At 67.5% G+C, this 26,830-nt stretch carries 23 protein-coding genes and 1 riboswitch; of the genes, 13 read left to right on the top strand and 10 right to left on the bottom strand.

The features are described from left to right. Positions 1–349: 349 nt before the first annotated feature. A complete protein-coding gene (locus tag DMB37_RS39420) occupies positions 350–2,527 on the bottom strand; it encodes a malate synthase G (RefSeq protein ID WP_135237080.1) in 2,178 nt (725 codons plus the stop codon). Between the two features lie 247 nt (positions 2,528–2,774). On the opposite strand from DMB37_RS39420, the gene DMB37_RS39415 reads away from it, so the two are divergent. From DMB37_RS39415 to DMB37_RS39400, 4 genes are all read left to right on the top strand, one after another. Beyond that, a complete protein-coding gene (locus DMB37_RS39415; RefSeq protein ID WP_135237079.1) occupies positions 2,775–3,515 on the top strand; it encodes an SDR family NAD(P)-dependent oxidoreductase in 741 nt (246 codons plus the stop codon). After that, positions 3,512–4,561 (top strand): alcohol dehydrogenase catalytic domain-containing protein, encoded by a 1,050-nt coding sequence (locus tag DMB37_RS39410; protein WP_135237078.1) that lies wholly within the window; start codon positions 3,512–3,514, stop codon positions 4,559–4,561. The genes DMB37_RS39415 and DMB37_RS39410 overlap by 4 nt, the downstream gene beginning before the upstream one ends. A gap of 94 nt (positions 4,562–4,655) precedes the next feature. Then, positions 4,656–5,300 carry a TetR/AcrR family transcriptional regulator gene (locus DMB37_RS39405; RefSeq protein WP_370465441.1) on the top strand — a complete coding sequence of 215 codons (645 nt, stop codon included), beginning with the start codon at positions 4,656–4,658 and terminating at the stop codon, positions 5,298–5,300. A gap of 2 nt (positions 5,301–5,302) precedes the next feature. Further along, on the top strand, positions 5,303–6,592 hold the full coding sequence (locus tag DMB37_RS39400) for an acyl-CoA dehydrogenase family protein (RefSeq protein ID WP_135237076.1): 1,290 nt from the start codon (positions 5,303–5,305) through the stop codon (positions 6,590–6,592). A gap of 3 nt (positions 6,593–6,595) precedes the next feature. Here DMB37_RS39400 and DMB37_RS41790 read toward each other — a convergent pair whose 3' ends face one another. Then, entirely contained in the window at positions 6,596–6,718 is a 123-nt protein-coding gene (locus DMB37_RS41790; protein ID WP_255508354.1) for a hypothetical protein, read from the bottom strand. A 128-nt stretch (positions 6,719–6,846) separates the two neighbouring features. On the opposite strand from DMB37_RS41790, the gene DMB37_RS39395 reads away from it, so the two are divergent. The 4 genes from DMB37_RS39395 (at position 6,847) to DMB37_RS39380 (ending at position 10,281) form a co-directional block, all read left to right on the top strand. Then, on the top strand, positions 6,847–7,380 hold the full coding sequence (locus DMB37_RS39395; protein ID WP_135237075.1) for a DM13 domain-containing protein: 534 nt from the start codon (positions 6,847–6,849) through the stop codon (positions 7,378–7,380). 287 nt (positions 7,381–7,667) lie between these two features. Then, positions 7,668–8,213, top strand: a complete 546-nt coding sequence (locus DMB37_RS39390; protein WP_135237074.1) for an HNH endonuclease — start codon at positions 7,668–7,670, stop codon at positions 8,211–8,213. A 23-nt stretch (positions 8,214–8,236) separates the two neighbouring features. Beyond that, on the top strand, positions 8,237–8,512 hold the full coding sequence (locus DMB37_RS39385) for a WhiB family transcriptional regulator (RefSeq protein WP_135237073.1): 276 nt from the start codon (positions 8,237–8,239) through the stop codon (positions 8,510–8,512). A 101-nt stretch (positions 8,513–8,613) separates the two neighbouring features. Beyond that, positions 8,614–10,281, top strand: a complete 1,668-nt coding sequence (locus DMB37_RS39380) for a VWA domain-containing protein (RefSeq protein WP_206055130.1) — start codon at positions 8,614–8,616, stop codon at positions 10,279–10,281. A 176-nt stretch (positions 10,282–10,457) separates the two neighbouring features. On the opposite strand, the gene gcvP is transcribed toward DMB37_RS39380, so the two are convergent. From gcvP to DMB37_RS39345, 7 genes are all read right to left on the bottom strand, one after another. Continuing rightward, complete coding sequence (gene gcvP / locus DMB37_RS39375) at positions 10,458–13,280, bottom strand: aminomethyl-transferring glycine dehydrogenase (RefSeq protein ID WP_135237072.1); 2,823 nt, start codon at positions 13,278–13,280, stop codon at positions 10,458–10,460. 149 nt (positions 13,281–13,429) lie between these two features. After that, positions 13,430–13,529, bottom strand: a riboswitch (glycine riboswitch). Positions 13,530–13,795: 266 nt separating this feature from the next. After that, positions 13,796–14,389 carry a MerR family transcriptional regulator gene (locus DMB37_RS39370; RefSeq protein ID WP_135237071.1) on the bottom strand — a complete coding sequence of 198 codons (594 nt, stop codon included), beginning with the start codon at positions 14,387–14,389 and terminating at the stop codon, positions 13,796–13,798. A 201-nt stretch (positions 14,390–14,590) separates the two neighbouring features. Continuing rightward, a complete protein-coding gene (locus DMB37_RS39365; protein ID WP_069160942.1) occupies positions 14,591–15,064 on the bottom strand; it encodes a bifunctional nuclease family protein in 474 nt (157 codons plus the stop codon). Between the two features lie 330 nt (positions 15,065–15,394). Next, positions 15,395–16,189 carry a MerR family transcriptional regulator gene (locus DMB37_RS39360; protein ID WP_135237070.1) on the bottom strand — a complete coding sequence of 265 codons (795 nt, stop codon included), beginning with the start codon at positions 16,187–16,189 and terminating at the stop codon, positions 15,395–15,397. Positions 16,190–16,301: 112 nt separating this feature from the next. Then, entirely contained in the window at positions 16,302–16,787 is a 486-nt protein-coding gene (locus DMB37_RS39355; RefSeq protein ID WP_040734653.1) for an FHA domain-containing protein, read from the bottom strand. A gap of 168 nt (positions 16,788–16,955) precedes the next feature. Then, a complete protein-coding gene (gcvH, locus tag DMB37_RS39350) occupies positions 16,956–17,354 on the bottom strand; it encodes a glycine cleavage system protein GcvH (protein ID WP_135237069.1) in 399 nt (132 codons plus the stop codon). Positions 17,355–17,436: 82 nt separating this feature from the next. After that, entirely contained in the window at positions 17,437–18,021 is a 585-nt protein-coding gene (locus DMB37_RS39345) for a CDP-alcohol phosphatidyltransferase family protein (protein WP_135238101.1), read from the bottom strand. Positions 18,022–18,266: 245 nt separating this feature from the next. On the opposite strand from DMB37_RS39345, the gene DMB37_RS39340 reads away from it, so the two are divergent. The 3 genes from DMB37_RS39340 to DMB37_RS39330 all read left to right on the top strand — a co-directional run bounded on the left by DMB37_RS39340 (position 18,267) and on the right by DMB37_RS39330 (position 22,452). Beyond that, positions 18,267–19,961, top strand: a complete 1,695-nt coding sequence (locus DMB37_RS39340; RefSeq protein ID WP_135237068.1) for a GMC oxidoreductase — start codon at positions 18,267–18,269, stop codon at positions 19,959–19,961. A gap of 97 nt (positions 19,962–20,058) precedes the next feature. Then, on the top strand, positions 20,059–21,456 hold the full coding sequence (locus DMB37_RS39335; RefSeq protein ID WP_135237067.1) for a DUF2252 domain-containing protein: 1,398 nt from the start codon (positions 20,059–20,061) through the stop codon (positions 21,454–21,456). 102 nt (positions 21,457–21,558) lie between these two features. After that, complete coding sequence (locus tag DMB37_RS39330) at positions 21,559–22,452, top strand: nuclease-related domain-containing protein (RefSeq protein ID WP_135237066.1); 894 nt, start codon at positions 21,559–21,561, stop codon at positions 22,450–22,452. 69 nt (positions 22,453–22,521) lie between these two features. Here the strand turns inward: DMB37_RS39330 and DMB37_RS39325 are convergent, their stop codons facing one another. Beyond that, the gene (locus tag DMB37_RS39325) at positions 22,522–24,924 is read right to left on the bottom strand and encodes a LuxR C-terminal-related transcriptional regulator (RefSeq protein ID WP_135237065.1); all 2,403 of its coding nucleotides are present in this window, start codon (positions 24,922–24,924) and stop codon (positions 22,522–22,524) included. A 289-nt stretch (positions 24,925–25,213) separates the two neighbouring features. Here DMB37_RS39325 and DMB37_RS39320 point away from each other — a divergent pair, with 289 nt between their 5' ends. Then, positions 25,214–25,837, top strand: coding sequence for a phosphatase PAP2 family protein (locus DMB37_RS39320; RefSeq protein WP_240772116.1), 624 nt, complete (start codon positions 25,214–25,216; stop codon positions 25,835–25,837). Positions 25,838–25,872: 35 nt separating this feature from the next. Then, complete coding sequence (locus DMB37_RS39315; protein ID WP_135237064.1) at positions 25,873–26,718, top strand: TIGR03619 family F420-dependent LLM class oxidoreductase; 846 nt, start codon at positions 25,873–25,875, stop codon at positions 26,716–26,718. Positions 26,719–26,830: the final 112 nt, after the last annotated feature.

The raw sequence follows: 26,830 nt of genomic DNA, 5'->3' as shown, positions 1-26,830 counted from the left end.
CCCGCCTCACCAACTCGAGCTCGCATCCATCCGGGATGAGGTACGGCTGGCTTCGTTGATTCTGAACCACCAGCGGACGCGCCTGCTGCCGCTGGTAAAGGCCGATGAGATGCGCCACGGGAGACGAGGTCGGTCAGGACACCGATGGACTTGCTGTTGCGGAGCAAAGTGGGCGGTCGTGGTGGATTCGAGTATCCGGCCAGGGCATCTGGCGCCGTTTCTCCACCGTATGTGTTACCGCCCTACCTGTTTGCGCCGCATTGAAGAGGCCCCGCGCCGGACGTTTCCGGTGCGGGGCCTCGAGACGAAAAGAGCTGATACGAGCTACTTTTCAATCACTGAACATCACTCACTTACAAGCTTCCTTGGCCTCCCGCCGACGCCGATGCAGAATCGGCTCGGTGTACCCGTTGGGCTGCTTGGTGCCCTCGAGGATCAGTTCCTTGGCCGCCTGGAAGGCGATGCTGCCCGCGAAGTCCGGCGACAGCGGACGGTAGTTCGGATCGCCGTCGTTCTGCCGGTCCACCACCGGTGCCATCCGCTCCAGGCTGGCCACCACCTCGTCGGCGGTGACGATGCCGTGGCGCAGCCAGTTCGCCATCAGCTGGCTCGAAATGCGCAGGGTGGCACGGTCTTCCATGAGGGCGACGTCTTCGATGTCGGGGACCTTGGAGCAGCCGACGCCCTGGTCGATCCAGCGCACCACGTAGCCGAGGATGGACTGGGAGTTGTTGTCGAGTTCCTGCTGCTTCTCCTCGGCGGACCAGTTCGGCGCCGCGGCCAGCGGGATCTCCAGGATCTGGTCGACGCTCGCGCGCGGGCCGCCCTTGATGATCTCCTGCTGCCGCTCCAGCACGTTCACCTGGTGGTAGTGCGTGACGTGCAGGGTGGCGGCGGTGGGCGAGGGCACCCACGCGGTGTTGGCGCCCGCCTTCGGGTGGCCGATCTTCTGCTCGAGCATGTCGTGCATCAGATCCGGCATCGCCCACATGCCCTTGCCGATCTGCGCCTTGCCGGGCAGCCCGGTGGCCAGGCCGGTGTCGACGTTCCAGTCCTCGTAGGACTTGATCCACTGCTGGGCCTTCATGTCGGCCTTGCGGACCATCGGCCCGGCCTCCATGGAGGTGTGGATCTCGTCGCCGGTGCGGTCGAGGAAGCCGGTGTTGATGAACACGACGCGGTCGGCGGCGGCCTGGATGCAGGCCTTGAGGTTCACCGTGGTGCGGCGTTCCTCGTCCATGATGCCGACCTTGAGGGTGTGGCGCGGCAGGCCGAGCACGTCCTCGATCCGGCCGAACAGTTCGTTGGTGAACGCGACCTCGTCAGGGCCGTGCATCTTCGGCTTCACGATGTAGACCGAGCCGGTGCGGCTGTTCTTCAGCTCGGTGTCGCCACGCAGCGAGTGGGTGGCGACGAGCGAGGTGACCAGGCCGTCCATGATGCCTTCGGGCACCTCGTTGCCCTCGGCGTCGAGGATGGCGTCGCTGGTCATCAGGTGACCGACGTTGCGCACGAACAGCAGCGAACGACCGTGCAGCACGAGCTCGCTGCCGTCGAGCGCGGTGTAGACGCGGTCGGGGTTCATGGTGCGGGTGAAGGTCTTGTCGCCCTTGCTCACCTGCTCGGCGAGATCGCCCTTCATCAGGCCGAGCCAGTTGCGGTAGCAGAGGACCTTGTCCTCGGCGTCCACCGCCGCCACCGAGTCCTCGAAGTCCATGATCGTGGTGATCGCGGACTCGAGCACCAGATCCTTGACGCCCGCGGTGTCGGTGCTGCCGACGGGCGACTCGGGATCGATCTGGATCTCGATGTGCAAACCGTTGTGCTTCAACAACACTGCGGTCGGCGCGGCCGGGTCGCCGAGGTAGCCGACGAGCTGCGACGGATCGGCGAGGCCGATCTCGGTGCCGTCTTCCAGGCCGACCTCGAGCTCACCGTCGACGATCTTGTAGGAGGTCGAGCCGACGTGCGAGCCGGTGATCAGGGTCGCGGAGTCGTCGAGGAAGTTGCGGGCCCACTCGATGACCTTGTCGCCGCGAACCTTGTTGTAGCTCTTGCCCTTCTCCGCGCCGTTGGCCTCGGAGATGGCGTCGGTGCCGTAGAGCGCGTCGTAGAGCGAGCCCCAGCGCGCGTTGGCGGCGTTGATCGCGAAGCGGGCGTTCATCACCGGCACCACGAGCTGCGGGCCCGCGGTGGTGGCGATCTCGGTGTCCACGTTCTGGGTGGCGATCTGGAAATCGGCGGGTTCGGGGCGCAGGTAGCCGATTTCGCTCAGGAAGCTCTTGTAGGCGGCCTTGTCGTAGTTCGCGCCGGGGTGCTCGGCGTGCCAGGCGTCGACCTTGCCTTGGATCTCGTCGCGTTCGGCGAGCAGCGCGCGATTGCGCGGTGCGAGATCGTTGATGACCTGCTCGGCTCCGGCCCAGAACGCGGCGGAATCTACGCCGGTTCCGGGGAGCGCCTGGTTCTCGATGAACTCGTGGAGAACGCTGGCCACCTGAAGCCCGCCGACCTGAATCCGCTCTGTCATCTACTGCCTCACTTCTGAGAAAGCCGGGTGGGAAAGACGCATCCATGTTACCCGTGGGTAGTGATAACACCCCGTACCGGGTCGAACACGGCCTCTCGCCGTGGGAATTTCGGCACGCCGATCGTGAGGGGATCGATCAGTCGGCGCGTCGTGGGGTGTCGGCGGTCGGCCGGACAGCCCCTTGATTGTATCGCCGCCGGGATTTAATGTACTGATCGGAACATTTTCTGATCTGGCGGGAGTGTGCGTGTCGCTCAGGGACAAGGTCGTCGTGGTGACCGGCGGGAGTCGTGGCCTCGGCAAAGAGATGGTGCTGGCGTTCGCCGCGGCGGGTGCGGACGTGGTGATCGCCAGCCGGAAACTCGACAGTTGTGTGGCACTGGCCGAGGAGGTCCGCACCACCCACGGACGGCGTGCGCTGCCGGTGGCGTGCAATGTCAGCGACTGGGCGCAGTGCGACGCACTGGTGGAGACGGTGTACGCCGAATTCGGCCGGGTCGACGTGCTGGTGAACAACGCGGGCCTCTCCCCCCTCTACCCGAGCCTGGATCAGGTCTCGGAGGCGCTGTTCGACAAGGTGATCGGTGTGAACCTCAAAGGGCCGTTCCGGCTCTCCTCGCTCATCGGCACCCGAATGGCGGCCGACGGCGGCGGGTCGATCATCAACATCTCCTCGATCGAGGCGGTCCGGCCTGCACCGTTCGCGCTGCCCTATGCCGCCGCGAAGGCCGGATTGAACACGCTCACCGCGGGTCTCGCGCAGAGCTTCGGACCGACCGTGCGGGTCAACACGATTCAGTGCGGCGCCTTCGCCACGGACATCTCGAAGGCCTGGACCGACGAGATGCGCACGCACCTCGACACTCTCAACGCCCAGCAACGAGTCGGTCAACCACACGAGATCGTGGGCGCCGCAATATTCTTCGCCACGGACGCCGCTGCCTTCTGCACCGGCGCCACCCTCGCACTGGACGGCGGTTGGCGATGAAAGCACTGACTTACCAAGGCCCGCGGCAGATCTCGTACTCCGACGTGCCCGACCCCACCCTCACCGCGCCGGACAGCGCGATCATCCGGGTCACCGCGACCGGCATCTGCGGCAGCGACCTGCACATCTACGGCGGGCACGGCTTCACCGACACGACCGGTTACACCGTCGGCCACGAAGCCGTCGGCGAGATCGTCGAACTCGGCCCTGAGGTGCGTCGTCTCTCGGTCGGCGACCGGGTGCTGGTGGCCGCGTCAGCCGGATGCGACCGCTGCGCCAAGTGCCGGGTCGGCATCGTGGCCGCCTGCGAGCGCACGCCTTTGGCGATCGATGCCTGCTACGGGCTCGGTGGCGCGCTGCCCGGCGGACAGGCCGAGCTGCTCGCCGTCCCGCACGCCGACGGAAACCTGGTGCGGCTGCCCGAGGAAGTCAGCGACGCCGCCGCGGTGGTGCTCACCGACAACGCGCCCACCGCGTGGTACGGGGCCCGGCGTGCGCGCATCGCGCCCGGCGAGACCGTCGTGGTGATCGGCCTCGGCCCGGTCGGGTTGATGGCGATCCAGTCGGCGTTCGCGATGGGTGCCTCGCGGGTGCTCGGCGTCGATCTGATCCCCGAGCGCCGCAAGCAGGCCGCCGAACTCGGCGCCGAGCCGATCGAGGCCGAGGACCCCAAGCTCGCGATCCGCGACATGCTCGACGGCGGCGCCGATGTCGCGATCGAAGCCGTCGGCGCCGACGCCACCATCAAGCTGGCCACCAGCGCGGTCGGCCATCGCGGCCGGGTCAGCGTCATCGGTGTCAGCCAGAACCGGGCCTACCCCTTCCATATGCCGCTGGCCCAGGTCAAGGAGCTCGAGTTCCATATCGGCCTGTGCTCGATCCAGTACGAGCTACCCACCTTGCTGAAGCTCACTGCGGCGGGCCGGTTGCGCCCGGAAGCCGTTGTCACCCATCCGCTTCCGATGTCCGAGGGCGCGGACGCCTACCGCTTGTTCGCCGAGCGCGCGGACGGAGTGAGCAAGGTCGTGCTGGACCCTGCCCGATGACCACCGCATCGCGCTCCACGCGGGGGAATGCGATGCCCCTGTCCTCGCGCCGGCAGCGGACGCGACCGAGCGCGGTGGCGAGCCCATGACCCGGATACCCGATGTCGCGCCGACCCGCCGTCGCGGCCGCCCGCCCGCGGCCGAATCGACGGCGGGTGACACCCGTCAACGCATCGTGCGTGCCGCAGTAGAACTGTTTGCGGAGAAGGGATTCCACGGCACCGGGGTCGCCGAGATCGGCGACCGCGCCGACGTGCAGCGCGGCGCGCTGTACTACCACATCGGCTCCAAAGAGGAACTGCTCTGGCAGATCCTGCACGACTACATTCAGCTGATGCTGGTCGACGCCGAACGCATCACCGCGAGCGCCGACGACCCGATCACCAAGCTGCGCAAGCTGATCCACAGCCACGTCGGCCTGATCATCGATCACCGCCGCGAGGTCGCGATCCAGCTGCGCGATGTCACCGCGCTGAGCGGTGAACGCGGTGCGCAGCTACAAGAACTCCGCGACCGGGTACAGCACTGCTGGCAGCGGGTGATCGACGCGGGCCACGCCGCCGGACTGTTGCGCACCGACGACCACGTGGTCACCAACAGCGTGCTCGGCATGCTGAACATGGTGACCTTCTGGTATCGGCCGCACGGCGAGCACTCCCCCGCCGAGATCGCCGAGATTCTCGCGACCACCTTCCTCGACGGCGTGGTGAGCACGTCCGACAACCACACGAAAGGCTGACCATGGCTTGGGATTTCGAGACCGACCCGGACTTCCAGCAGAAGCTGGACTGGGCGGCGGAGTTCGTCCGCACCGAGGTGGAGCCGCTCGACCTGCTCTACCCGAACCCCTACGACCGCACCGACAAAGAGGCGATGGCGCTGATGCGCCCGCTCAAGGAACAGGTCAAGGAACAGGGACTGTGGGCCTGCCACCTCGGCCCTGAGCTCGGCGGCCAGGGCTACGGGCAGATGAAACTAGCGCTGCTCAACGAGGTACTCGGCACGTCGTTCTGGGCGCCGTCGGTATTCGGTTGCCAGGCACCGGATTCCGGTAACGCCGAGATTCTCGCGCACTACGGCACCGCGGAGCAGAAGGCGAAATACCTGGAGCCGCTGCTGGCCGGCGAGATCGGCTCCTGTTATGTCATGACCGAACCCACCGGCGGCTCGGACCCGACGACGTTCAAGACGCGCGCCGTGCGCGACGGCGACCACTGGGTGATCAACGGCGAGAAGTGGTTCAACTCCAACGCCCAGTTCGCCAGCTTCCACATCGTCATGGTGGTCACCAACACCGAAGTCAGCCCGTACCAGGGCATGTCGATGTTCATCGTGCCCGCCGACACCCCCGGCCTGGAGATCGTCAAGAACTTCCACGTGCACGGGTTCAGCGAGCACGAGGGCCACCTGCGCTTCACCGATGTCCGGGTCCCCGCCGACCATCTACTCGGCGCCGAAGGCCAGGGCTTCATCGTCGCGCAGACCCGCCTCGGCGGCGGCCGCGTGCACCACGCCATGCGCACGGTCGCGTTGGTGCGCAAGGCCTTCGACATGATGGCCGAACGCGCCGTCTCCCGCCCGATGCGCAAGGGCCCGCTGGCCGGCCTGCAGATGACCCAGGAACGCATCGCGGACAGCTGGATCGAGATGGAGCAGTTCCGCCTGCTGGTCCTGCGCACCGCGTGGCGGATCGACAAGGAACAGGACTATCTGAAGGTGCGCAAGGACATTGCCGCCATCAAGGTGGCCATGCCCAAGGTGATGCACGACATCGCCCAGCGCGCACTGCATCTGCACGGCGCGATCGGCGTCAGCACCGACCTGCCCTTCGTGGACATGATGAACTACGCCGAGGTGATGGCGATCGCCGACGGCCCCACCGAGGTGCACAAGATCACCCTCGCCAAGGAGGTTCTCAAGGACTACGCGCCCGGCGATCCCGTCTACCCCAGCGGCTACCGCCCGGCGCTGCGCGAGAAGGCCCGCGAGCTCGTCGCCCAGCGCCTCGAACACATCGTCGGCAACCTGTAGGACCTACCGCAGGCCCTCGGCGGACGCGCCGTCGAGGGCCGGGTCGGCCAAGCCGTTGACCAGGCACTTCAGCACGCCCGGCAGCGCTGTGGTCTCGCTGCTTCGCCCGCGTCGTCGACCGACCATCACCGTTCGACCTGCTCCGACCCACCCCATCGGTTAACAACGCCGCTGCCTGCCCCCATGACCAAGTGGGGGCAATAACCCCGGCGGCGGTGTTGAATGAGATGAGACGGTCGTCCGAAGGAGGAGCCATGGTGTCCACACGCAAGATCGCGCGTTCTCCGATCACGTGGACCCTGGCCGTTCTGCTGGTGATCGGGCTCGGCGTCGGACTGGCGCTGACCCAACCGTGGCGACTGTTCACCAACACCACCGTCAACGAGGCCGCGCCCTCGGTCGCCGCTCCGGCGGCGCCGGGTGAATCCGCCCAGCCACGGACGCTCGCGCGCGGCAGCCTCATCTCGCACGAGCATCAGACCTCCGGCTCCGTGGTGATCCTGCAACTGCCCGACGGCAGCCGGGTGCTGCGGCTCGAGGACCTCGACACCTCCGACGGCCCCGACCTGCACGTCTGGCTCACCGACGCCGAGGTGCTCGAAGGTAAAGCGGGCTGGTTCGTCTTCGACGACGGCGCCCACACCGATCTCGGCAGCCTGAAAGGCAACAAGGGCAGCCAGAACTATCCCATCGCCGCCGACACCGACCTGTCGGCACTGACCAGTGTCACGATCTGGTGCGAGCGATTCCGTGTCTCCTTCGGCGCCGCCCAGCTCCAGAGCGCCTGACCCTGAGCCCGTCCCGAAATAAATGACCCGACAGCGGTAGGTCCGTTATGTCACCATGGGATTCGACGATGATCACCAGGTAGCGGTGATCCACGAGCGTATGGAGAGGAGGAGGTGGCGATGATTCCGATGAAGGCGAATGACGCTGCGGTGCAACGATTGTCGACCGGCAAACCCGCATTCGACCGCCAGCTGAGCTGCGGACATGAAGACGGCCACCTCCCGGCCGATAGCTGACCGCCCTCCTCGCCCGCCCGCTCGACCTCTCCCGAAACATGGTGATTCCCATGCCATTTCGCCATGCCGCTGACCCTGCGGCGCTCACCCCCGACAACTGGATACGCACCGGGGTGCTGGTGCTGAACGCCTCCTACGAGGCGCTCGACATGATCAGCGCCGACCGGGCCGTCGTGCTGCTGCTGGCGGGCGCCGCGGAGTCGATCGCCGACCGGGCGCCGCACTTCCCGATCCGCTCGAAGCACTGCGAAGTGCTCCTACCGGAGACCATCCGGCTGCTGCGCTACGTGTACATCGAGCACAGCGCGCGAGTACACGACGAGAGCCGGGCCACCTTGGCCGGCGTCCTGCGCCGCGACCGGAACCGGTGCGGCTACTGCGCCGCCTGGGCCCGCACCGTCGACCACATCCGGCCGCGCAGCCGGGGCGGCCCCAACACCTGGAGCAACCTCGTCGCCTGCTGCGGGCCGTGCAACACGACCAAGGCCGACCGCACCCCGGAGGAAGCGGGCATGCGGCTGCTGTGGCAACCCAAGGCACCCAACCACCACCTCAAGCAACAGCGGCAGATCTGGAAGCAGCTCGCCGCCACCTGACCACCGAGAAAGGAGTAATCGCGATGACCGTTCGTAACCAGAACGCCGCGGTCGTGGACCTGACCCTGGCCGAGCTGCTCCCGCTCTCGGACTCCCGAGAGTGGCATCGGGCGGCCTGCCGGGGTGATCCGCATCACGAGGCGTGGTTCCCGTACCCCTCGCAGGATTTCGACTACGCCCGCGGCGTCTGCGCGGGCTGCCCCATTCGCGCGGCCTGTGCCGAATTCGCTGCCCGCACCGGACAGTCCGGCGTGTGGGGTGGTCACGAGTTCGACCGCGGCCAGCTGATCCGCCCCTGAACACCGCCGCCGTGCCCGCCGTTGGCACGGCGGCGGGCGTTTCGCGGCGGCTCGCCGACTCGGCGAGCCCGCAAACCGCAGGTGAACATACACTGTGCAGCGTGGGCACTCATCGCAGCGGAGCCAGATCCCGAGGCATCAGCAAAGGTCCGGTTATCGCAGTGGTCGCCGTCGTGCTGCTGGTCGCCGGGGTCTTCGCGTGGTTCCAATTACGGGATAGGGCGGCCGACGAGGACAGCGCCGCGGCGGCGGAGTGCGTGTCCGGCCCCTCGACGCTGTATGTGACCGCCGATCCGGACATCGCCACGCTGGTGCGCGCCGCCGCGGACCGGTACAACGCGACCAAACCTCGGGTGCGCGACCACTGCGCCCAGGTCGCGGTGACCGCACAGCCCTCGGCCGCCGTCGTCGCCGCCTTCACCAGCGGTAAGCCGTGGGACCAGTCCCTCGGCCCGCAACCAGTGCTGTGGATCCCCGATTCGTCGCGCTCGATCGAGGCCATGCGGGTGCCCGGGCTGATCGAAGGCACGCCCGCGCCGATCGCGGTGAGCCCGATCGTGCTCGCGGTGCCCGACGAATTGCGTGGCGCGCTCGACCAAGCCAAGACCACCTGGGCGGATCTGCCACGCCTGCAACAGGGTTCGCTCAACGACATCGGCCTGTCCGGGTGGGGTGGCCTACGCATGGCGCTGCCGCCCGGGGATGCCTCGCTGGCCGCGGCTGTCGCCGTCGGGTCCGCCATATCCGGCGCCGAGCCGCTGACCGAGCAGGCCGCGCAGTCCGGTCAGGCCGTGTCCGCGGTCTCCGGACTCGCCGCCGGCGCACCCGAGGCACCGGACACCGCGGCGGCATTCGGCATCATCGCGACTGCTCCGCAGACCGCCACCGTGCACGCCGTAGCCACTACCGAACAGCAGGCCAAAACCCAACCGGGACTTACCGTCTACCAGCCGACCGGTGCCGCACCGGTCGCCGACCACCCCGCCGCGCTGATGTCCGGGCCGTGGGTGGACAAGACGCAGAACCTCATCGGCGGCCTCTTCGCCGACTTCCTGCGCGCCCCCGAACAAGCCCGGACGTTCACCGCCGCAGGGTTCACCACCGCGCCGGCGACCACTCCGGTGCCGGCCCGCGCCGCGCTCGACAAAGTGCGCGACACCATGGCCAATCCGGTGCTCGGCGTGCAATCCACCGTCCTGGTCGATGTCTCGGCGTCCATGACCACCACCGACGGTTCGATGACCCGGCTCGCGAATGTCCTTGCCGCCCTGAACTCCACGATGACCGTGATGCCACCCGACTTCGGCCTCGGCGTCTGGACGTTCGGCAAAAACCTCGACGGCACCACGCCGTACAAGGTGCAGGCCGCCACCGCTCCCCTCACCAACGAGCAGCGCACCAAGCTCAGCACCGCGTTGAATGCCGTGCGCGCCAGCGATGTTCGCGCGGATCAGGCCTACCCGACACTGATCGCCGCGTACAAGAACGCAATCAAGGAGTACACCGCGGGCCGCACCAATTCGGTGCTGCTCATCACCGACGGACCCGAGGACGACTCGACGGTCACCGGCGCGAAACTCGCCAGTGATATGGCGGCCGCGATCGACCGGGCCCATCCGGTTCGCGTCGACATCATCGTGATCGGCGGGCAAGGCACGCAGACGCTGAAGAGCATCTCCGAGCAGTCCGGCGGCACCTACACCCGCGTGGCGACCTCGGACGATCTCAAATTCGCGTCCGCCGTCGTGCAGTCGCTCACCACGCCGTAGCGACTTCTTCCGCAACGGCTTTCGGAGGCGATGGCGCGTGCGGGAGATAGGCAGACTTACGCCGATGCACCGGCGCAGAATTCACCGCCGCAGACGCTCAACCCACCGCCAAGGCGAAGGCGCCCTCCAGCTGAAATCAGCTGGAGGGCGCCTTCGCTACATAGTCGGCATCCCTGTCACTCGGCGTACGCCTCGAGCGGCGGGCACGAGCACACCAGGTTACGGTCGCCATAAGCCCCGTCGATCCGGCGCACCGGCGGCCACACCTTCGCCCGCGCATGCCCGAGACCCCTTGGGTAAACAGCGGTTTCGCGGCTGTACGGGTGCTCCCACTCCCCGACCAGGCTGGCCGCGGTATGCGGCGCACCGCGCAACGGGTTGTCGGTAACCGGCCACACCCCGGCCGCCACCTGATCGATCTCCTTACGAATCGCGATCATCGCCTCGATGAAATCGTCCAGCTCGGCAAGGTTCTCGCTCTCGGTGGGCTCCACCATCAACGTGCCCGCCACCGGGAAGCTCATGGTCGGCGCGTGGAATCCGTAGTCCGCCAGCCGCTTCGCCACATCATCGACGGTGACACCGGTCTGCTTGGTGATCTCCCGCAGGTCCAGGATGCACTCGTGCGCGACCATGCCGTGCTCGCCGGTGTAGAGCACCGGGAAGTACTCGTCGAGCCTGCGCGCGATGTAGTTGGCCGACGCGATCGCCGTCAAGGTGGCGCTGCGCAGCCCGTCCGCGCCCATCATCCGAATGTAGGCCCAGGTGATCGGCAGGATCGAGGCGGAGCCGTAGTTCGCGGCCGACACCGCGTGCGAGTCGGTCACCAGTGGGTCGCCCGGCAGGTATTGCGCGAGGTGCGAGCGGACCGCCACCGGACCGACGCCCGGACCGCCACCGCCGTGCGGGATGCAGAACGTCTTGTGCAGGTTCAGGTGGCTCACGTCGCCGCCGAACTTACCCGGACGGGCGAGCCCGACAAGAGCATTCAGGTTCGCGCCGTCGACGTACACCTGACCGCCCGCGTCGTGCACCAGCTCGCACAGCTCGGCGACCTCGTGCTCGTACACGCCGTGCGTGGACGGGTAGGTGATCATGATGCAGGCCAGCCGGGCGGCGTGGTCGGCGATCTTGGCCCGCAGGTCGTCCAGGTCGATATCGCCGTTCTCGCGGCACTTGACCACCTCGACGCGCAGCCCGGCCATCGCCGCCGAGGCCGCGTTGGTGCCGTGCGCGCTGGACGGGATCAGGCAGGTATCCCGGTGTGTGTCACCGCGATCCAGGTGGTAGCGCCGGATCGCCAGCAGGCCCGCGTACTCGCCCTGGCTGCCCGCGTTGGGCTGCAAGCTCACCGAGTCGTAGCCGGTAATGGCGCACAGCCACTGCTCCAGATCGGTGATCACCTGGAGCAGGCCGGGGGCGTCCTCGACCGGCGCGTATGGGTGCACGCGGGCGAAGCCGGGCCAGGTGATGGCCTCCATCTCGGCGGTCGCGTTGAGCTTCATGGTGCAGGAGCCGAGCGGAATCATGCTGCGGTCCAAGGCAATATCCTTGTCCGACAGCGACCGCAGGTAGCGCAGCATGGCGGTTTCGGTGTGGTACTTGGTGAAGGCCGGGTGGTCGAGGAACCCGGAGGTGCGGTTCTCGATCGCGGCGACCGGGGCCGGCTCGCTCTGCTCGGCCGACAGTGTGGTGCCGAAGGATTCGAGCACCGCCGCGACATGCGCCTCGATGGTCGCTTCGTCGCAGGCGATCCCGACATGATCGGCGTCGACCAGGCGCAGGTTGATCCCGCGCGACTTCGCCTTCGCCACAACGGCTTCCGCCCCACCGGGCACGTGCGCGAGCACGGTGTCGAAGAAGGTGTCGTGCACGACCGCGCCGTCGAGACCGGCGGCGATGGTGGCCGCGTGCCGGTGCACCCGGCGGGCGATCTCGCGCAGCCCGTCGGCACCGTGGTAGCTCGCGTACATCGCCGCGACGATGGCCAGCAGCACCTGCGCGGTACAGATGTTGGAGGTGGCCTTCTCGCGCCGGATGTGCTGTTCCCGGGTCTGCAACGCCAGCCGGTAGGCCACGTCACCGTCGGCGTCCACCGAGACGCCTACCAGCCGGCCCGGCAGCTGCCTGGCATACGCCGTGCGCACTGCCAGATACCCCGCGTGCGGCCCGCCGAAGCCGAGCGGCACGCCGAAACGCTGGGTGGTACCGAAGCAGACGTCCGCGCCCTGGTCGCCGGGCGAGGCGATCAGCGTCATCGCCAGCAGGTCCGCGCCGACCGCGACCAGCGCGCCACGCTCGTGCGCCGCGCTGATCAGCGACGTCCAGTCCACTACACGGCCCGACGCGCCGGGAGCCTGCACCAGCACGCCGAAGAACTCACCCTCGGGCAGCTCGCCACCGGCCAGATCGGCCGGAACGAGTTCGATACCCAGCGGCTGTGCCCGGGTGGTCAGCACGGTTTTGGTCTGCGGGAAGAGATCGGTGTCGATGACCAGGCGCGCCGACTTGGACCGGCTCGCCCGGTGCAGCAGGGTCATCGCCTCGGCGGCCGCGGTGGCCTCGTCGAGCATGGACGCGTTGGCCACGTCCATGCCGGTCAGCTCCGACACCATGGTCTGGAAGTTGAGCAGCGCCTCTAGCCTGCCCTGGCTGATCTCCGGCTGGTACGGCGTGTAGGCGGTGTACCAGGCCGGGTTCTCCAGCAGGTTGCGAACGAGCACCGGCGGAGTCAGCGTGTCGTAGTAGCCGAGCCCGATCATCGAGGTGGCCACGGTGTTCGAGTGGGCGAGCCCGGCGAGTTCGGTGAGCACCTCGTGTTCGGTTGCCGCGGGCGGCAATCCGGAAAGTCCGGACCCGTCCAGGATGGTGGCGGGCAAGGCCTTCGTGGCGAGCTCGTCGAGCGAGCCGACGCCGACGACGTCCAGGATCCGGGCGAGTTCGCCCCGGTCGGGTCCGATGTGGCGGTCGGCGAATGAGCGAGTCACGGCAGCTCCCATTGGGTCGGGCGGGTCGACGGCGGTCGACGGGTACCAGCCCTCCCCCTCTGTTTTGTTGCCTGAGAGATTCGGACGCCGCGGCCTACTCGTAGGCCGAGCCCCTTTCCCCATCGGCGGGCAGCCCGAAGCCACCGCTTTCCAGAGGCGCCCAAGCCCGCACGGTCCCTGTTGCCTGAGAGATTGACGGGGAGGTGCTGCTCCTTCGGCGCCCGGACTCTGACGAACCCGGGACTCTCCCGCACGGCGTTGGCGCGCCACCAGTTTAAGCCGATGACACGCCGGAACGTGGCACTGGTCCCGTCCCGGCGGTGTCGCGCTCGTCACGTGCAGGTCAAGGACTGTTCCAGCAGGAACATAGTTAGATGCGCATATCTACTTAACGACATGTTTTTCGGAACCTTATAGGCCGCGTCCGGGTCCCCGTCCCCTGCACCAAAAATCAAGTGCCACACAGCACAACACCCCGCTACCCTCGATTCGTCGGGGAGGCGGGGTGTTGTTTCGGTTGGCTACTTTTAACCGGTCTTGCGGCTCATCCGTGCCTTGCGCCGGTAGGACAGCTCGTCCTCCGGACGCTCCGACACCGCGGACGCGCGTTCCGCGGGGAAGTTGGCAATGGCGCCGGTGAGTTCATGCATGGCTCCGCTGATGGCGATGCCGAAGACGCCTTGCCCGCCCTGCAGTAAATCAACTACCTCCTCGGCCGAGGTGCACTCGTACACCGAGGTACCGTCGGAGAACAGGGTGATGCCCGCGAGGTCCTGCACTCCCCTGCTGCGTAGGTGGTCGACCGCGATCCGAATGTTTTGTAGCGAGATGCCCGCGTCGAGCAGCCGCTTCACGATCTTGAGGACGAGAATGTCCTTGAACGAATATAGGCGCTGGCTCCCCGAGCCTGCGGCGCTGCGGATGGAGGGCACCACCAATCCGGTGCGCGCCCAGTAGTCGAGCTGCCGGTAGGTGATCCCGGCTACCTGGCATGCACTGGGTACCCGGTAGCCGACCAGATCGTCGGGAACCGAGTCGTCCGGGAACAGGCCTGGCTGTACCACATCCTGCGATTGCTCTGCCACTGACCACTCCCTTGCTTCGCCGACGGCTAGCCTCATCGATGACCCGGCTCCGTTTCGACCACTGCTTGTACTGACGACCTGGCCAAAACGGACGTGGCCCAACTATCGAGATTACTCCCCTTGATTGTCCAGGGAGCACCATCGTCGAGCCAAACGCGACGCGCGGTTAAAGTCTCGACCTCTGGTTCAGCTCCGCGCGTCGTCGGCGCGGCGGCACCGGGGCGGCGGATGGGCCGGTCAGCTGTCGGTGGCCTTGAAGTCGTCCGGTGAGACGGATTCGAGAAATTCCTTGAACTTCTCGACCTCGTCCTCGCGCTCGTCCGGCATGACCAGCCCGGCTTCCTCGAGCACCGGCTCCTCGGCGTAGATCGGGCAACCGACCCGCAAGGCGATCGCTACCGAATCCGACGGCCTGGCCGAGATGTGCAGATCGTTCTCGAACACCAGGTCCGCGTAGAAGGTGCCTTCCTGCAGGTCGACGATGCGCACCTCTTTGAGGGTGTGCCCGAGCTCGGTGATCAGAATCTTGATCAGATCGTGGGTCAGCGGGCGGATCGGGGTCACCCCCTCCTGCTCCAGCACGATCGCGGTCGCCTCGGCCTGCCCGATCCAAATCGGTAGGTACCGATCCCCCGACACCTCACGGAGCAACAGCACGGGTTGGTTCTGTGGCTGCTCGACACGAATGCCGATTACCCGCATCTCACTCATGCCTGCACCTCGCTGCCGCCCGGCTCCGGTATGAGCGAAGCACGCTGTGACATGACTCGTTCGCTGCGCTCACTCATACCTGCACCTCGCTCACGAAATTTCGCCCCGGCACGCGCGACACACGCTGTGACATGATTCGTTCGCTACGCTCACTCATCGCACTGCCTCCCAATACTCGCCGGCCGCCCGGCACGACCACCGCCCAGCTCGCCGTACCAACGAGTCTAGGCGAACCCGCGCGGGTGCAGTGATCGGTGTGCACAGCCGAAATCGGCGTGTTGGATGACCGAAACATGACACGGATCGCGCCTCGGCGGTCGAACGGGATGTTCAGCCGCCCAGCGACGTCCGCACCGACGACTTCACCAGACAGGTGTGCAACGTCAGCGACAGCGCCGCAAGTTCGCGCACTGTTTCCTCGGCACGGGCGCGGGCACCGGCGTCCCGGCTCTTCGCGATGGGGGCGGCGATCTGTGCGACCAGCGCGGCCTCCCGATCGGCGGCCAGCTTGAACGCACGCAAATGCCGTGCCTCCAAACCGAATTCGGCCATCGCCTTGGCGGTCCTGGCGAGCGTCACATCGTCGCCGTCGAAGAATCCGGCCGGGCCGGGCGTGATCAGGTTCGCGCGAACCAGATCGTTGAGGAAGGTCTCATCGATGTCGGCCTGCGCGAGCAGATCCGCGCGGGTGAGCCGTATTTCGTGATCGAAACGCAGATCATCGGGGGAAATCTCGCTGGGCACCACGCCGAGCCTCCTCGGCGCCGCGGCGCCGTTCCGATTCCCGCCGGTGGTGGCCGGGTGCTCGGAGTCGGACGCTGCCGACTCCGACGCACCCGCACGGCCGGAGTGCGCCCGGGCGCGGGCTTCCCGCACGCCGAGCGTCGCCGCACCGCTGTCGATCGCTTCGAGTTGTTCCTTGATCACCTTCAGCGGCAGGTACTGATCGCGTTGCGCGGTCAGCACGAACCGAAGCCGTTCACAATCGGCGACGGAGAATCTGCGGTAGCCCGAGGGCGTGCGCTCCGGCCGGATCAGGCCTTCCGCTTCCAGGAAGCGGATCTTGGAGATGGTGACGTCCGGAAAATCCGGGCGCAGCAGGTCGAGCACGGAGCCGATCGACATGCCTCCGCGGGCCCACTGCGCCGCGCCCGTCACTGCGCCGAATCCGTCACGACACCGAGTTCCTTCATGACCCCGAGCCCTTCACGTCTCGAAAGAACCCAGCGTCGCGTGCTCATAGGCTGCCTGCACCCGCAGACGGCTCGTTCACCTGAGCCCGCGGTCCGGTGAGGAACACGAGACGGAACTTGCCGATCTGTACCTCGTCGCCGTTCTGGAGTTCCGAGGAGTCCACCGGCTCCCGATTCACATAGGTGCCGTTCAGGCTGCCCACGTCGACAACCTGGAACGAATCGTCGTCCTGGCGGAACTCGGCATGCCGACGGCTGACGGTGACGTCGTCGAGAAAGATGTCACTGTCGGGGTGGCGGCCCGCCGACGTCGTCGGCTGATCCAGCAGGAACCGCGAGCCCGCGTTCGGGCCGCGCTTGACGACCAGGAGGGCCGCACCAACGGGCAGACCCTCGACCCCTTGGACCGGCTGTTCACCGGTCGGCTCTCCGGAGCGCGACGCGTCGACCTCGTTCAGGAAATCCGCGCGGAAGACCGACGTCGTCTCGGCCGCGGTCTCCCCGTAACCCGGGTCTTTGTTCTCGCTCACCGTTTCTCTCCTCCTCGAACCTGATTATCCATGCAAGCAGGTGATACCTGTGGCACCACGACCTGCCGTCGAGTCCCTAGATTCCCGACAATGACTGTCGGCGCATCTGTTGGCATTGACCGTACCCTGCCAGGGCGTGCCCGTGCAGGTAGAACCGGGAAGGCTGATTCAGCCCCCGATAACTCCTTGATAACCTGCCGCATCCAGCAGTTCACCGAGGGTGGTGTCGAGGCCTGCGGCGTCCGCGACCTCGAGTTCGAACAGCCATCCGTCGCCGTACGGATCGGTGTTCAGCGTTTCCGGCTGTTGCACCAGATCCTCGTTCACCGCAACAACTTTCGCGGCGATCGGGGCGTAGATGTCGGACACGCTCTTGGTCGACTCGACCTCGGCGATGCTGTCCGCAACGGCGACGTCCTTGTCCGTTTCGGGCAGCTGCACGAACACAACGTCACCGAGTTGAGACTGTGCGTAATCGGTGATGCCTACCCGAACCCGGGTCGGGCTGATCCGCTGCACCCACTCGTGCTCCTCGGTGTAGCGCAGATCTTCGGGGGTCTGGGTCACAGGCCGTCCGTCCTTTCCGTTGTGATCGTGTGGGCGCAACTCTATGCGAGGGTCGAGACAATGTTCGACCCGACGCCGTCGGTCAGGTCGAGCGGTGTGGCACAGCCGGTATCGCGCGGGCGACGGCGATCGCCTTACCGGTGTAGAGCAAGCCGGTCCATACATACACCGCCGTGCCCCAGACCAGTAATGCCCCACCGAAGGCGCGCCCGAAACCGTCCAGCGCCCAATCCATCTCCCCGGCCAGCAGCCAGGGCAACGCCGACATCAACGCGAAGGTGGCCGCCTTGCCGAGATAGATGACATCGGGTGGGGGCAGATCGCGGCGTTTGTAGACCGAGAGCGTCAGGGTGAGCACCAGATCGCGACCGACCAGGATGACCGCCACCCACCAGGGGATCAACCCGCGGATCACGAACGCCGCCAGGGTCGTCACGAGGTACAGCCGGTCCACGAACGGGTCGAGCAGGGCGCCGAGGCGCGAAGACTGATCGAGCAGCCGGGCCAGCTTGCCGTCCAGGAAGTCGGTCACCCCGCTGGCGATCAGCAGAACGAACGCCCAGCCGTCGGCGTGCTCGACCAGCAACAGCCACAAGAACAGCGGAACACCCAGCAGCCGCACCACACTCAGGACATTCGGGACGGTGAGGATGCGGTCGTCGAACACACCGCCTGCCGCGCCGTCGGTGTCGGCGCGCTCCCCCGGTTCCGTGGTGCCCGATTCGGTTGTCACGCCCCGTGCTTACCGCACCGGACCCGTTCGACGCCATCCGGGCACGCCGGATTCGGCGATATCGCCGGGTAAGGATGGTTTCCGCCACAGCCCGCGCAGTGACAGAATGAGTATGAAATCGTCTCATCTGCCGGTACGGTGAGTGACCGGCCCGATGGGCCGGTGAACGAGAGGAAGTCATGCCCGCATTCGACTACGACGTGGTGGTGATCGGCTCCGGATTCGGCGGCAGCGTGAGCGCGCTCCGGCTGACCGAGAAGGGGTATCGGGTCGGCGTGCTCGAGGCGGGCAGACGCTGGCCCGCCGAGGACATCCCGAAGTCGAATTGGAATGTGCGCAAATCGATTTGGGCGCCGCGACTGGGCCTGACCGGTCCGCAGCGGATCAGCGTGCTCGGCAAGTGCGCGGTATTCTCCGGCGCGGGCGTCGGCGGCGGCTCCCTCATCTACGGCAACACCCTGTACGAACCGCTGTCGAACTTCTATACCGACAAACAGTGGGCACACATCACCGACTGGCGGGCCGAACTCGCGCCGTACTACGACCAGGCCCAGCGAATGCTCGGCGTGGCGCCGAATCCGCGGCTGACCCCGGCCGACGAGGTGATCCGCGAGATCGCCGAGGACCTCGGTGTGCCCGAGACCTTCCACCCGACCAATGTGGGTGTGTTCTTCAACGAAAGCGACCCGGGCACCGAGGTCGACGACCCCTATTTCGGCGGCGTCGGCCCCCGCAGGCGCGGCTGCGTGCACTGCGCGCAATGTTTCACCGGCTGCCCGCACAACGCCAAGAACACCACCACCACGAACTACCTCTACCTGGCCGAACAGGCGGGCGCCGAGGTGCATCCGCTGACCACCGCCACCGAGGTCCGGCCGCTGCCCGAGGGTGGCTACGCCGTGCAGACCGAGCGCTCGGACCGCTGGGTGCGCAAGGAGCGCAAGACCTTCACCGCCGAGCAGGTGGTCTTCGCCGGCGCCGCGCTCGGCACGCAGAAGCTGCTGCACAAGATGCGCGACGAGGCGGTGCTGCCGCATCTCTCGCCGCGCCTGGGCGAGCTGACCCGCAGCAACTCCGAGGCAATCCTCAACGTGGTGAGCCGCTCGCGCCGCGACTTCGCCGAGGGCATCGCGATCACCTCGTCGATCCATCCGGCCGAGGACACCCACATCGAGGTGTGCCACTACGGCAAGGGCCAGAACGCGCTGTTCCCGATGTCGGTGCCGATCGTGGACGGCGGCGCGTTCCGGTTCCTGCGCTTCCTGCTCGCCATCCTGGTGCATCCGCTGGTGTTCCTGCGCAGTCTCAATGCCAGGCGGGCCTCGGAGAAGTCGGTGATCCTGCTGGTCATGCAGTCGCTGGACAACTCGCTGACCTCCTTCCGCAGGCGCGGGCTGCTCAAGACGAAGCAGGGCACCGGCGAACCCAACCCGACCTGGATCCCGATGGCGCACGACATCGGCCGCCGCTTCGGCGAGAAGGTGCACGGTGACACGCACGGGCTGGTGATGGACGTATTCAACATCCCGGCGACCGCGCACTACATCGGCGGCTGCGTCATCGGCGACACCCCGGAAACCGGCGTCGTCGACCCGTATCAACGGGTGTACGGCCACCCCGGCCTGCATGTCGCGGACGGCTCCGCGGTGACCGCCAACCTGGGCGTCAACCCGTCGCTCACCATCACCGCGCAGGCGGAGCGGGCGATGGCGTTCTGGCCCAACAAGAACGAGGCCGACCCCCGTCCGGAACTCGGGGCGGCATATCAGCGGATCGCCCCGGTGGCGCCGAAGCAGCCCGTGGTGCCCGAGTCCGCCCCCGGCGCGTTGCGGCTGCCGATCACTCCGGTCGATCGGACGGTGCCCGCCAACTGAGACCGGTGGTGTCACAGCCGACAGCTGGGGTTATAGCCGTCCGAACGTGGTGAAACCGACACCCGCACAGGCTCCGGCAACCGCTAGCGTCAGCAGCGTGTCAGACAGTCGGATCGATCTACGCTCCTACGTTCCCGCGGCGGAGGTGCGCGCCCGCGGCCAGGCCGTGCGCGAGCGCGTGCCCGTCGACGCCAGGGATCGGGCCGCCGAGGGCGCTCGGCGGCCCGACGTGCTGGAGTTCATCGCCGCGAGCAATGCGGGCCGCCTCACCCACCTGGTGCCGCTGCGGATCGGCCGGATGATGGCGTCCCCGTTCACCTTCTACCGCGGCGCGGCCGGGCTCATGGCCGCCGATCTCGCGGACGGACCCGATACCGGGCTCAACGCACAGCTCTGCGGCGACGCGCACGCCGCGAACTTCGGCCTGTACGGCACGCCACGCGGCGAAATCATCATGGACATCAATGATTTCGACGAAACCATCGTCGGCCCGTGGGAGTGGGATCTGGAGCGCCTCGCGGCCAGCCTGGTGCTGGCGGGCCGGGACAGCGGTGCGGGCGAAGACGACTGCCGCACGGCGGCCCACGACGCGGCCCGCGCCTACCGCCTCGTGGTGGCCCAGCTGGCCGAGCAGCCGTTCCTGGAGTCGTGGAGCGCGCTGCCCGACGAATCGGTACTGGATCAAGCCGCCGCGCACGACCTGATCGACGACTTCAAGAAGGCCGCGAAGAAGGCGCGCAAGAACACCAGCGCGAAGGTGGTGGCCAAGTGGACCGAACGCCTCGACGATCACCGAACCGGCATCACCAAGCACCGATTCATCAGCGACCCACCGGTTCTCACCGCGGTAGACGATCGGCTCGCGGCCGCCGTCACCGACGGCCTGGAGCGTTACGCCGACACGCTGCGCGAGTCCCGGCGCAACCTGCTCGCCCGATTCGCGGTGTCCGACATCGCCTTCCGCATCGTCGGCACCGGCAGCGTCGGCCTGCACACCTATGTCGCGTTGCTCCACGGCAACGAGGGCGAAGACCTGGTGTTGCAGCTCAAGCAGGCCAATCCGTCCTCGCTCGCCCCGTTCCTGCCCGCGCCCCGGCCGAAACACGAGGGCAAGCGAATCGTGCAGGGCGCCAGGCTGGTTCAGTCCGAGACCGATATCCTGCTCGGCTGGACCAGTGTCGACCCGACCGGCGACGGCACCGAAATGCCGTTCATCGTCCGGCAATTCCGCAATCTCAAGGGCAGCATCGACCCGGCCGGGCTGTCCGCGTCGGACCTCGACGACTACGGCAGGCTGGCCGGCGCGCTGCTGGCCCGCGCGCATGCGCGCTCGCTCGATCCGCGGCTGCTGGCGGGCTACCTCGGTGACGACGAGCGGTTCGAGAACGCGGTCGCGAATTTCGCGGTCCGCTACGCCGACCGCACCGAATCCGACCATGCCGCACTGGTCGAGGCGGTAAAGGCGGGCAAGTTCGCGGCCGAACTGCCGCAGTGAGCGCGGCACCAACACGCCGACTGTTGCCATGAGGGCGGCGAACTCGCCCGCGCACCTCGTATCCTGTGCACTGTCGAGTGTCGACGTGAAGGGCGGTCGTCAATGCTGGTGCGAGTGCAGAACGCGGCGGGCACCAATGCCGAGCGGGCGCTGATCGATTGGCTGCGCACCTGGAAGGACCCGGACAGTCCGCACGGCGTCGCCACCATCAACTGCAGTCTGTTCCACCGGGATCGGCTGCACCAGTTCGACGCGGTGGTGTGGACGCCGACCAGCTGCGTGGTGATCGAGGCCGAGGCGCTGGTGGCCCGGCAGGACGGCGTGCTGGAGATCCCGCTCAACGGTCAGTGGACGATCAACGGCGACCCGGCCGCCATGGAGGGCCGGGATCGGCGCACGCCGCTGGAGAAGTCGCGCGAGCACACCTTCGCGTTGCAGAGCTGGCTGGCCGACCGCGGCCTCGGTCAGCGCGCGGTGCACGGTCTCGCGATAGTCGTGCCGCTGCGCGGGGCCGAGCTGACGATCAAGCAGGCCTGGAGCGACCCGAGCTTCGACGTGATCCTCGGCGACGATCCAGGCAGGCTGCGGCACTACTTCGACTCGCTCGCCGAGCAGGAGAAGCACCTGTGGACGGCCAACGATGTCGCCATCGCCTTCCGCGGCCTCGGCATCCTGCCCTACCTGCCCGCCCCGCAAGAGCTGTTGAACGAGGGCTTCCTCGGCCCGATCGACATCACGCTGTGGCACGGCGGGCCGAATCAGGCGCAGGCCGAGGCCTACGCGGAGGAGCTGGCGCAGGCCGAGCGGGAGGCGCACAAGCCGGTGTACGCGGTCGCGGCGCCGTGGTACAGCCCGTGGAAGCTGTATCCGCGCGAGACCCGCGACATGGATTTCGGCCGGGCTTTCATGCGGATCACGCTGGCGGTGGGCATGGTGATCGCCTTCGCGTGGGTGCTGTGGTTCGTGATCAGCGTGGTGCTGACCTACGGGCCGTAGTCCGGCTCGGGGCCGTGCGTACCGGCACTCGCTCGTGCCTGCCTACATTCGGACGGCGCCCAGCGGTCGCTATGTCTTGCGCGCCACCGTCATTCGTGGAAGCTCACCAGTACGCTCGTCGACCACGGGTTCGCCGCGGCCCGCTCCCTCGGTGGCGGACTGCGAATCCCGTTCCACCACCAGCGCGACGTGCAGCCGTGACGGACAGTCGAGCTTGATCATCACCTGGCGCACGTGATTGACGACGGTCCACTCCGAAATCCCCAGCTGAGTGGCGATCATCCGGTTGGTCAGGCCGGTGGCGACCAGCCTGGCGATCTCGCGCTGCCGGTTGGTCAGCGCGGCCAGCGGGGATCCGTCCGGATCGGGCAGCGTCGGGCCTGCACAGGCATAGGCCACCGCGTCCGCCAGGCTCATCTCCCCCGCCTTACGCATGATCTCCCGGAACCGGCTCTCGCCCAACGCGTTTCGATGTTCGACCTCTCTCGGTGCCGGATCGCCCGCGCCCAGCTGCGGTATGCCGTGCGTGGCTCGCAGCTGCCTGGCCGCGAGCATCAGCGTCACCGTCGGTTCGGCGTACTCGACACCGGCCGCGTCGTAGGCCATGGCGCAGCCCTCCAGCGCGACGATCGCCTGCAGCGCATGCGTTTGCAGATCGTCGTCGGCTAAATTCTCGCGATAGAGCGACTGTGCCCGAGCCGCGGTCAGCTCGCCGATCTGCGTGCGCGCCAGCGTGTTCAGGCCGATGAGCCGCGCCGTGCTGTCCAGACGGCGGGCCCGGCCGCACAGTCCGGCCAAGACCTCGGTGTCGCGCGCGGGCGGGACCGGAATTCGCAGCAGCATGGCCGAGCCCCTGAGCCGGGACGGCCACGGACCATCGAGTTCGTCGGCATACTGCGACGCCACGGCCACTTGTGCTTTGGCGGCCGCCCGCTCCCCGAGCCCGATCAGCACCGCGATCAGCACCACGGTGACCCGGGCCGCGTCGACGTGCTTGTCGAAACGGCGGTACGCGGCAGCCGAATTCGTCAGCAGCTCGACCGCCCGCCGTAACCGCCCGGATCGGCCGGCCCAGGTGCCGAGCACCTCGAGGCACAGCGGCGCGGTCACGCCGGGGTCCACCGTGCTGCGATCGCTCATCTCCAGCGCCTCGGCCAGAACCGACTCCAGCTCGGACTGATAGCCGTGCTGGATCCACGCCGATTCCAGCTGGGCCGCCAGGTGCACGGCGCGTTCCGGACGCCCGGTGTCGATCAGATAGTGCACCGCGGCGAGAAAGTCCACGATCTGCTTGCCCGCGGCGTCCAACGCGTCCGCCCGATGCTCGTGCTGGTCGAATCGGGGTCCGATGAGCTCCGCGAGCCGGCACAGCCGGTCCACATGGTCCTCACGGATCGCGGTGGCGTGCAACGGATCAGCGGCGAGCACCTGGCGGCAGTAGGACCGCACGGTGGCGAAGAGCCGATAGCCGTGCCCGTGCGGCCCGCTGGACAGATGGTCCAGCAAGCTGCGCTGGACCAGCTCCGCCATCGCGACGGTGGTCTCCTCCTCCGGCTTGCCCGCCACCAGGCAGGCCATGTCGGTATCGATCACCGACCGGTACAGCGAGAGGCGCAGCAACAGGTCGAGCACCTCCGGGGTGACGCCGTCGAGGCCCCATTCGACCGCGCCGTGCAAGGTCCGGTGCCGCGCAGGCACGTCGACGAACGACGGCGACCGCAGGTCCGCACCCGCCTCGATGCGGTGCAGGGTGCGCACCGGGCCGATCCGGGCGATCGAGCCTGCGGCGAGTTCGATGGCCAGCGGTACGCCGTCGAGCTCGCGCACGATCTCGTCGAGGACCAGCCGATCGGCCACCGCGGCCGTGCCACGGTAGTGGCTGTCGATGCTGTCGAGCAACAGCTGGGCGGCGGGCGCGGAGCCCGGGTAGTAGTCGACGGTGTCGCAGCCGGTGCGCAACGGGCGCACACACAACACGCATTCGCGGTACAGGTTGAACGGGACGCGGCTGGTCGCCACGAGGACCAGGTTCGGGCAGTGTTCCAGCAGGCGCGCCACATCGGTGGAGATCTGCTCGACCACCCGATCGCAGTTGTCCAGCAACAGGATTGCCCGGCAGGTGCCGATCCTGGAGGCCAGCACGGCCAGCGCCGCGTCCGGCTCGAGGTCTTGCGGTGCGCAGGCCAGCGAGCGACGACTCGCCTTCGCCAGCACCGCGTTCCACGTGCTCGCGCGGTCGGCACACTCGCCGAGATCGACCATCGCGTCGAGGCAGCCATGGAACGCGCTGTCCGAGAGCGCCTCTCGGGCCAGCCGGGATTTGCCCACACCGGCGGTCCCGGTGAGGGTGAGCAGCCGGACTCGGGGATCAACGAGCAGTCGACCGACCTCGGCGAGCTCGGCGGCCCGCCCGATGATGGTCGGAAGCCGATATGTGCCTGCCAGCGTAGGCCGGACCTCATCGCCCACCATGGGTACCTCTCAGTCACCTGCCACGGACCGGACGACCGCGCGAAATACGCCCGAGCCACATTGCATCCAGGTCGACCGAGCCGAGATTTCGATCGGCGAACCGGAATGTTCACTGATCGAATACGACCATACCAAGACCTCGCAGCACCGCGAGGTGTTCAATACATCTCCGAGTTGACCTGGGGCTGCGGCGGTTTCGACGGCCAGACGAGTTCGGTCGAACGACCATCGACTTCTCGCACAACCCTCGGTCGGGTAGCAAGAACCTGTCTGTAGTTATGGTCGACCGGTGTTCGGACTACGGCAAGACGTCAGCGCCGGGGGCGCGCTCCGGCTCGGCGGCATCGCACTGGGCGGCACCGTCACCGCCGTCCTGCCCGCGACCTTCCCGCCGGACGGCGGCCCGACGCCGCTCGATCGCGATCTCGCCGCCCCGATCCATTCGGCACTGGACACCCGGCCGGGCCTGTACCAGGCCTTGGTGATTCCCAGCAATGCCTACATTCTCGTGCCACTGTTGCTGATCGCCGCAGCCTGGTTCGGTTACCGCGGCCGATGGCGGCACGCCGCGATCATGGTGGTGGTGCCCGAACTCGCGCTCGGCCTGAATACCTGGCTCTGGAAACCGCTCTGGGATCGGCAGTTACACGACTACCTCGCCTATCCCAGCGGGCACACCGTGCATCTGGTCGCCATCGCGACAACGTTCATCGTGCTGATCGACTCGATCCGGGCCCGGCTCAGGACGCTCGCGGTGGCGGTGCCGGCGCTACTCGCGGTGGCCGTCGGGATGGTCGGGCTCGATTACCACCTGCCGACCGACATCATCGGCGGCACGGCGGCGGCCGTCGCCATGGCGCTCGCGCTGTGCCTGCTCGCGCAAACCCTTGGTGCCGATCGAGAAAGATGGTAGAACTTGTTCTAGTTCAGCCGATGGGAGCGTGTGCGGTGCGGTACGGAATTGTGTTGTTCACCAGCGATCGAGGCATTACGCCCTCGGCGGCGGCGGCCGCCGCCGAGGATTCCGGTTTCGACACCTTCTACGTGCCGGAGCACACGCATATCCCGGTGGTGCGGGCCGCCGCGCATCCGCAAACGGGCGATGCGAGCCTGCCGGACGATCGGTATCTACGCACCCTCGATCCCTGGGTGGCGCTGGCTACCGCGGCCGCCGTGACCAGCCGGATCGGCTTGTCCACGGCGGTGGCGCTACCCGCCGAGCACCACCCGATCACGCTGGCCAAGACCATCGCCTCGCTGGACCACCTGTCCGGCGGCCGGGTCAGCCTCGGCGTCGGATTCGGTTGGAACACCGACGAACTCGCCCACCACGGGGTTCCGCCGGGCAAGCGCAGGACGGTACTGCGCGAGCACTTGGACGCCATGCGGACCATCTGGACCGAGGAGGAGGCCAGCTTCGCGGGCGATTTCGTGAACTTCGGCGCGAGCTGGTCGTGGCCGAAGCCGGTGCAGAAGCGGATACCGGTGCATCTCGGCGCCGCGGGCACCGAGAAGTCGTTCACCTGGCTGGCCAAGCACGCGGACGGGTGGATCACCACCCCGACCGAAGACGGGGTGGACACCAAGATCGCCCTGCTGCATCGGATCTGGCGCGAACACGACCGGGCGGGTACGCCGGAGGTCATCGCGCTGGCCGGTCGGCCGGACCCGGCGCAGCTGGCGCAGTGGGCCGAATTCGGCGTGACCGAGGTTGTTTTCGGGGTGCCGGATCGTTCGGCGGATGAGGTACTCGCCTATCTGGGCCGGCTCGCCGGGAAACTCGGGATCGGCTGACAGAGCCACCCGGACCGCGGCACGCCGTGCTGTGCTGACGGCGGGCCGCACCATGGTGTTCTCGTCCGCAACGGTCGCTCCGGTGATGCGGTTCCGGGCGCACCAGCTGTCG

The sequence above is a fragment of the Nocardia sp. CS682 genome, assembly GCF_004634405.1.
GTDB classification, from domain to species: domain Bacteria; phylum Actinomycetota; class Actinomycetes; order Mycobacteriales; family Mycobacteriaceae; genus Nocardia; species Nocardia ninae.
This window is presented reverse-complemented; position numbering and strand designations above follow the sequence as displayed.

What these genes read in the sequence shown, in the direction of transcription:
- DMB37_RS39420 (WP_135237080.1), bottom strand. Translation starts at nt 2,527, where the DNA reads ATGACAGAGCGGATTCAGGTCGGCGGGCTTCAGGTGGCCAGCGTTCTC.
- DMB37_RS39410 (WP_135237078.1), top strand. Translation starts at nt 3,512, where the DNA reads ATGAAAGCACTGACTTACCAAGGCCCGCGGCAGATCTCGTACTCCGAC.
- DMB37_RS39400 (WP_135237076.1), top strand. Translation starts at nt 5,303, where the DNA reads ATGGCTTGGGATTTCGAGACCGACCCGGACTTCCAGCAGAAGCTGGAC.
- DMB37_RS41790 (WP_255508354.1), bottom strand. Translation starts at nt 6,718, where the DNA reads ATGGTCGGTCGACGACGCGGGCGAAGCAGCGAGACCACAGCGCTGCCG.
- DMB37_RS39395 (WP_135237075.1), top strand. Translation starts at nt 6,847, where the DNA reads ATGGTGTCCACACGCAAGATCGCGCGTTCTCCGATCACGTGGACCCTG.
- DMB37_RS39390 (WP_135237074.1), top strand. Translation starts at nt 7,668, where the DNA reads ATGCCATTTCGCCATGCCGCTGACCCTGCGGCGCTCACCCCCGACAAC.
- DMB37_RS39385 (WP_135237073.1), top strand. Translation starts at nt 8,237, where the DNA reads ATGACCGTTCGTAACCAGAACGCCGCGGTCGTGGACCTGACCCTGGCC.
- gcvP (WP_135237072.1), bottom strand. Translation starts at nt 13,280, where the DNA reads ATGGGAGCTGCCGTGACTCGCTCATTCGCCGACCGCCACATCGGACCC.
- DMB37_RS39370 (WP_135237071.1), bottom strand. Translation starts at nt 14,389, where the DNA reads ATGAGGCTAGCCGTCGGCGAAGCAAGGGAGTGGTCAGTGGCAGAGCAA.
- DMB37_RS39365 (WP_069160942.1), bottom strand. Translation starts at nt 15,064, where the DNA reads ATGAGTGAGATGCGGGTAATCGGCATTCGTGTCGAGCAGCCACAGAAC.
- DMB37_RS39360 (WP_135237070.1), bottom strand. Translation starts at nt 16,189, where the DNA reads ATGTCGATCGGCTCCGTGCTCGACCTGCTGCGCCCGGATTTTCCGGAC.
- DMB37_RS39340 (WP_135237068.1), top strand. Translation starts at nt 18,267, where the DNA reads ATGCCCGCATTCGACTACGACGTGGTGGTGATCGGCTCCGGATTCGGC.
- DMB37_RS39330 (WP_135237066.1), top strand. Translation starts at nt 21,559, where the DNA reads ATGCTGGTGCGAGTGCAGAACGCGGCGGGCACCAATGCCGAGCGGGCG.
- DMB37_RS39325 (WP_135237065.1), bottom strand. Translation starts at nt 24,924, where the DNA reads ATGGTGGGCGATGAGGTCCGGCCTACGCTGGCAGGCACATATCGGCTT.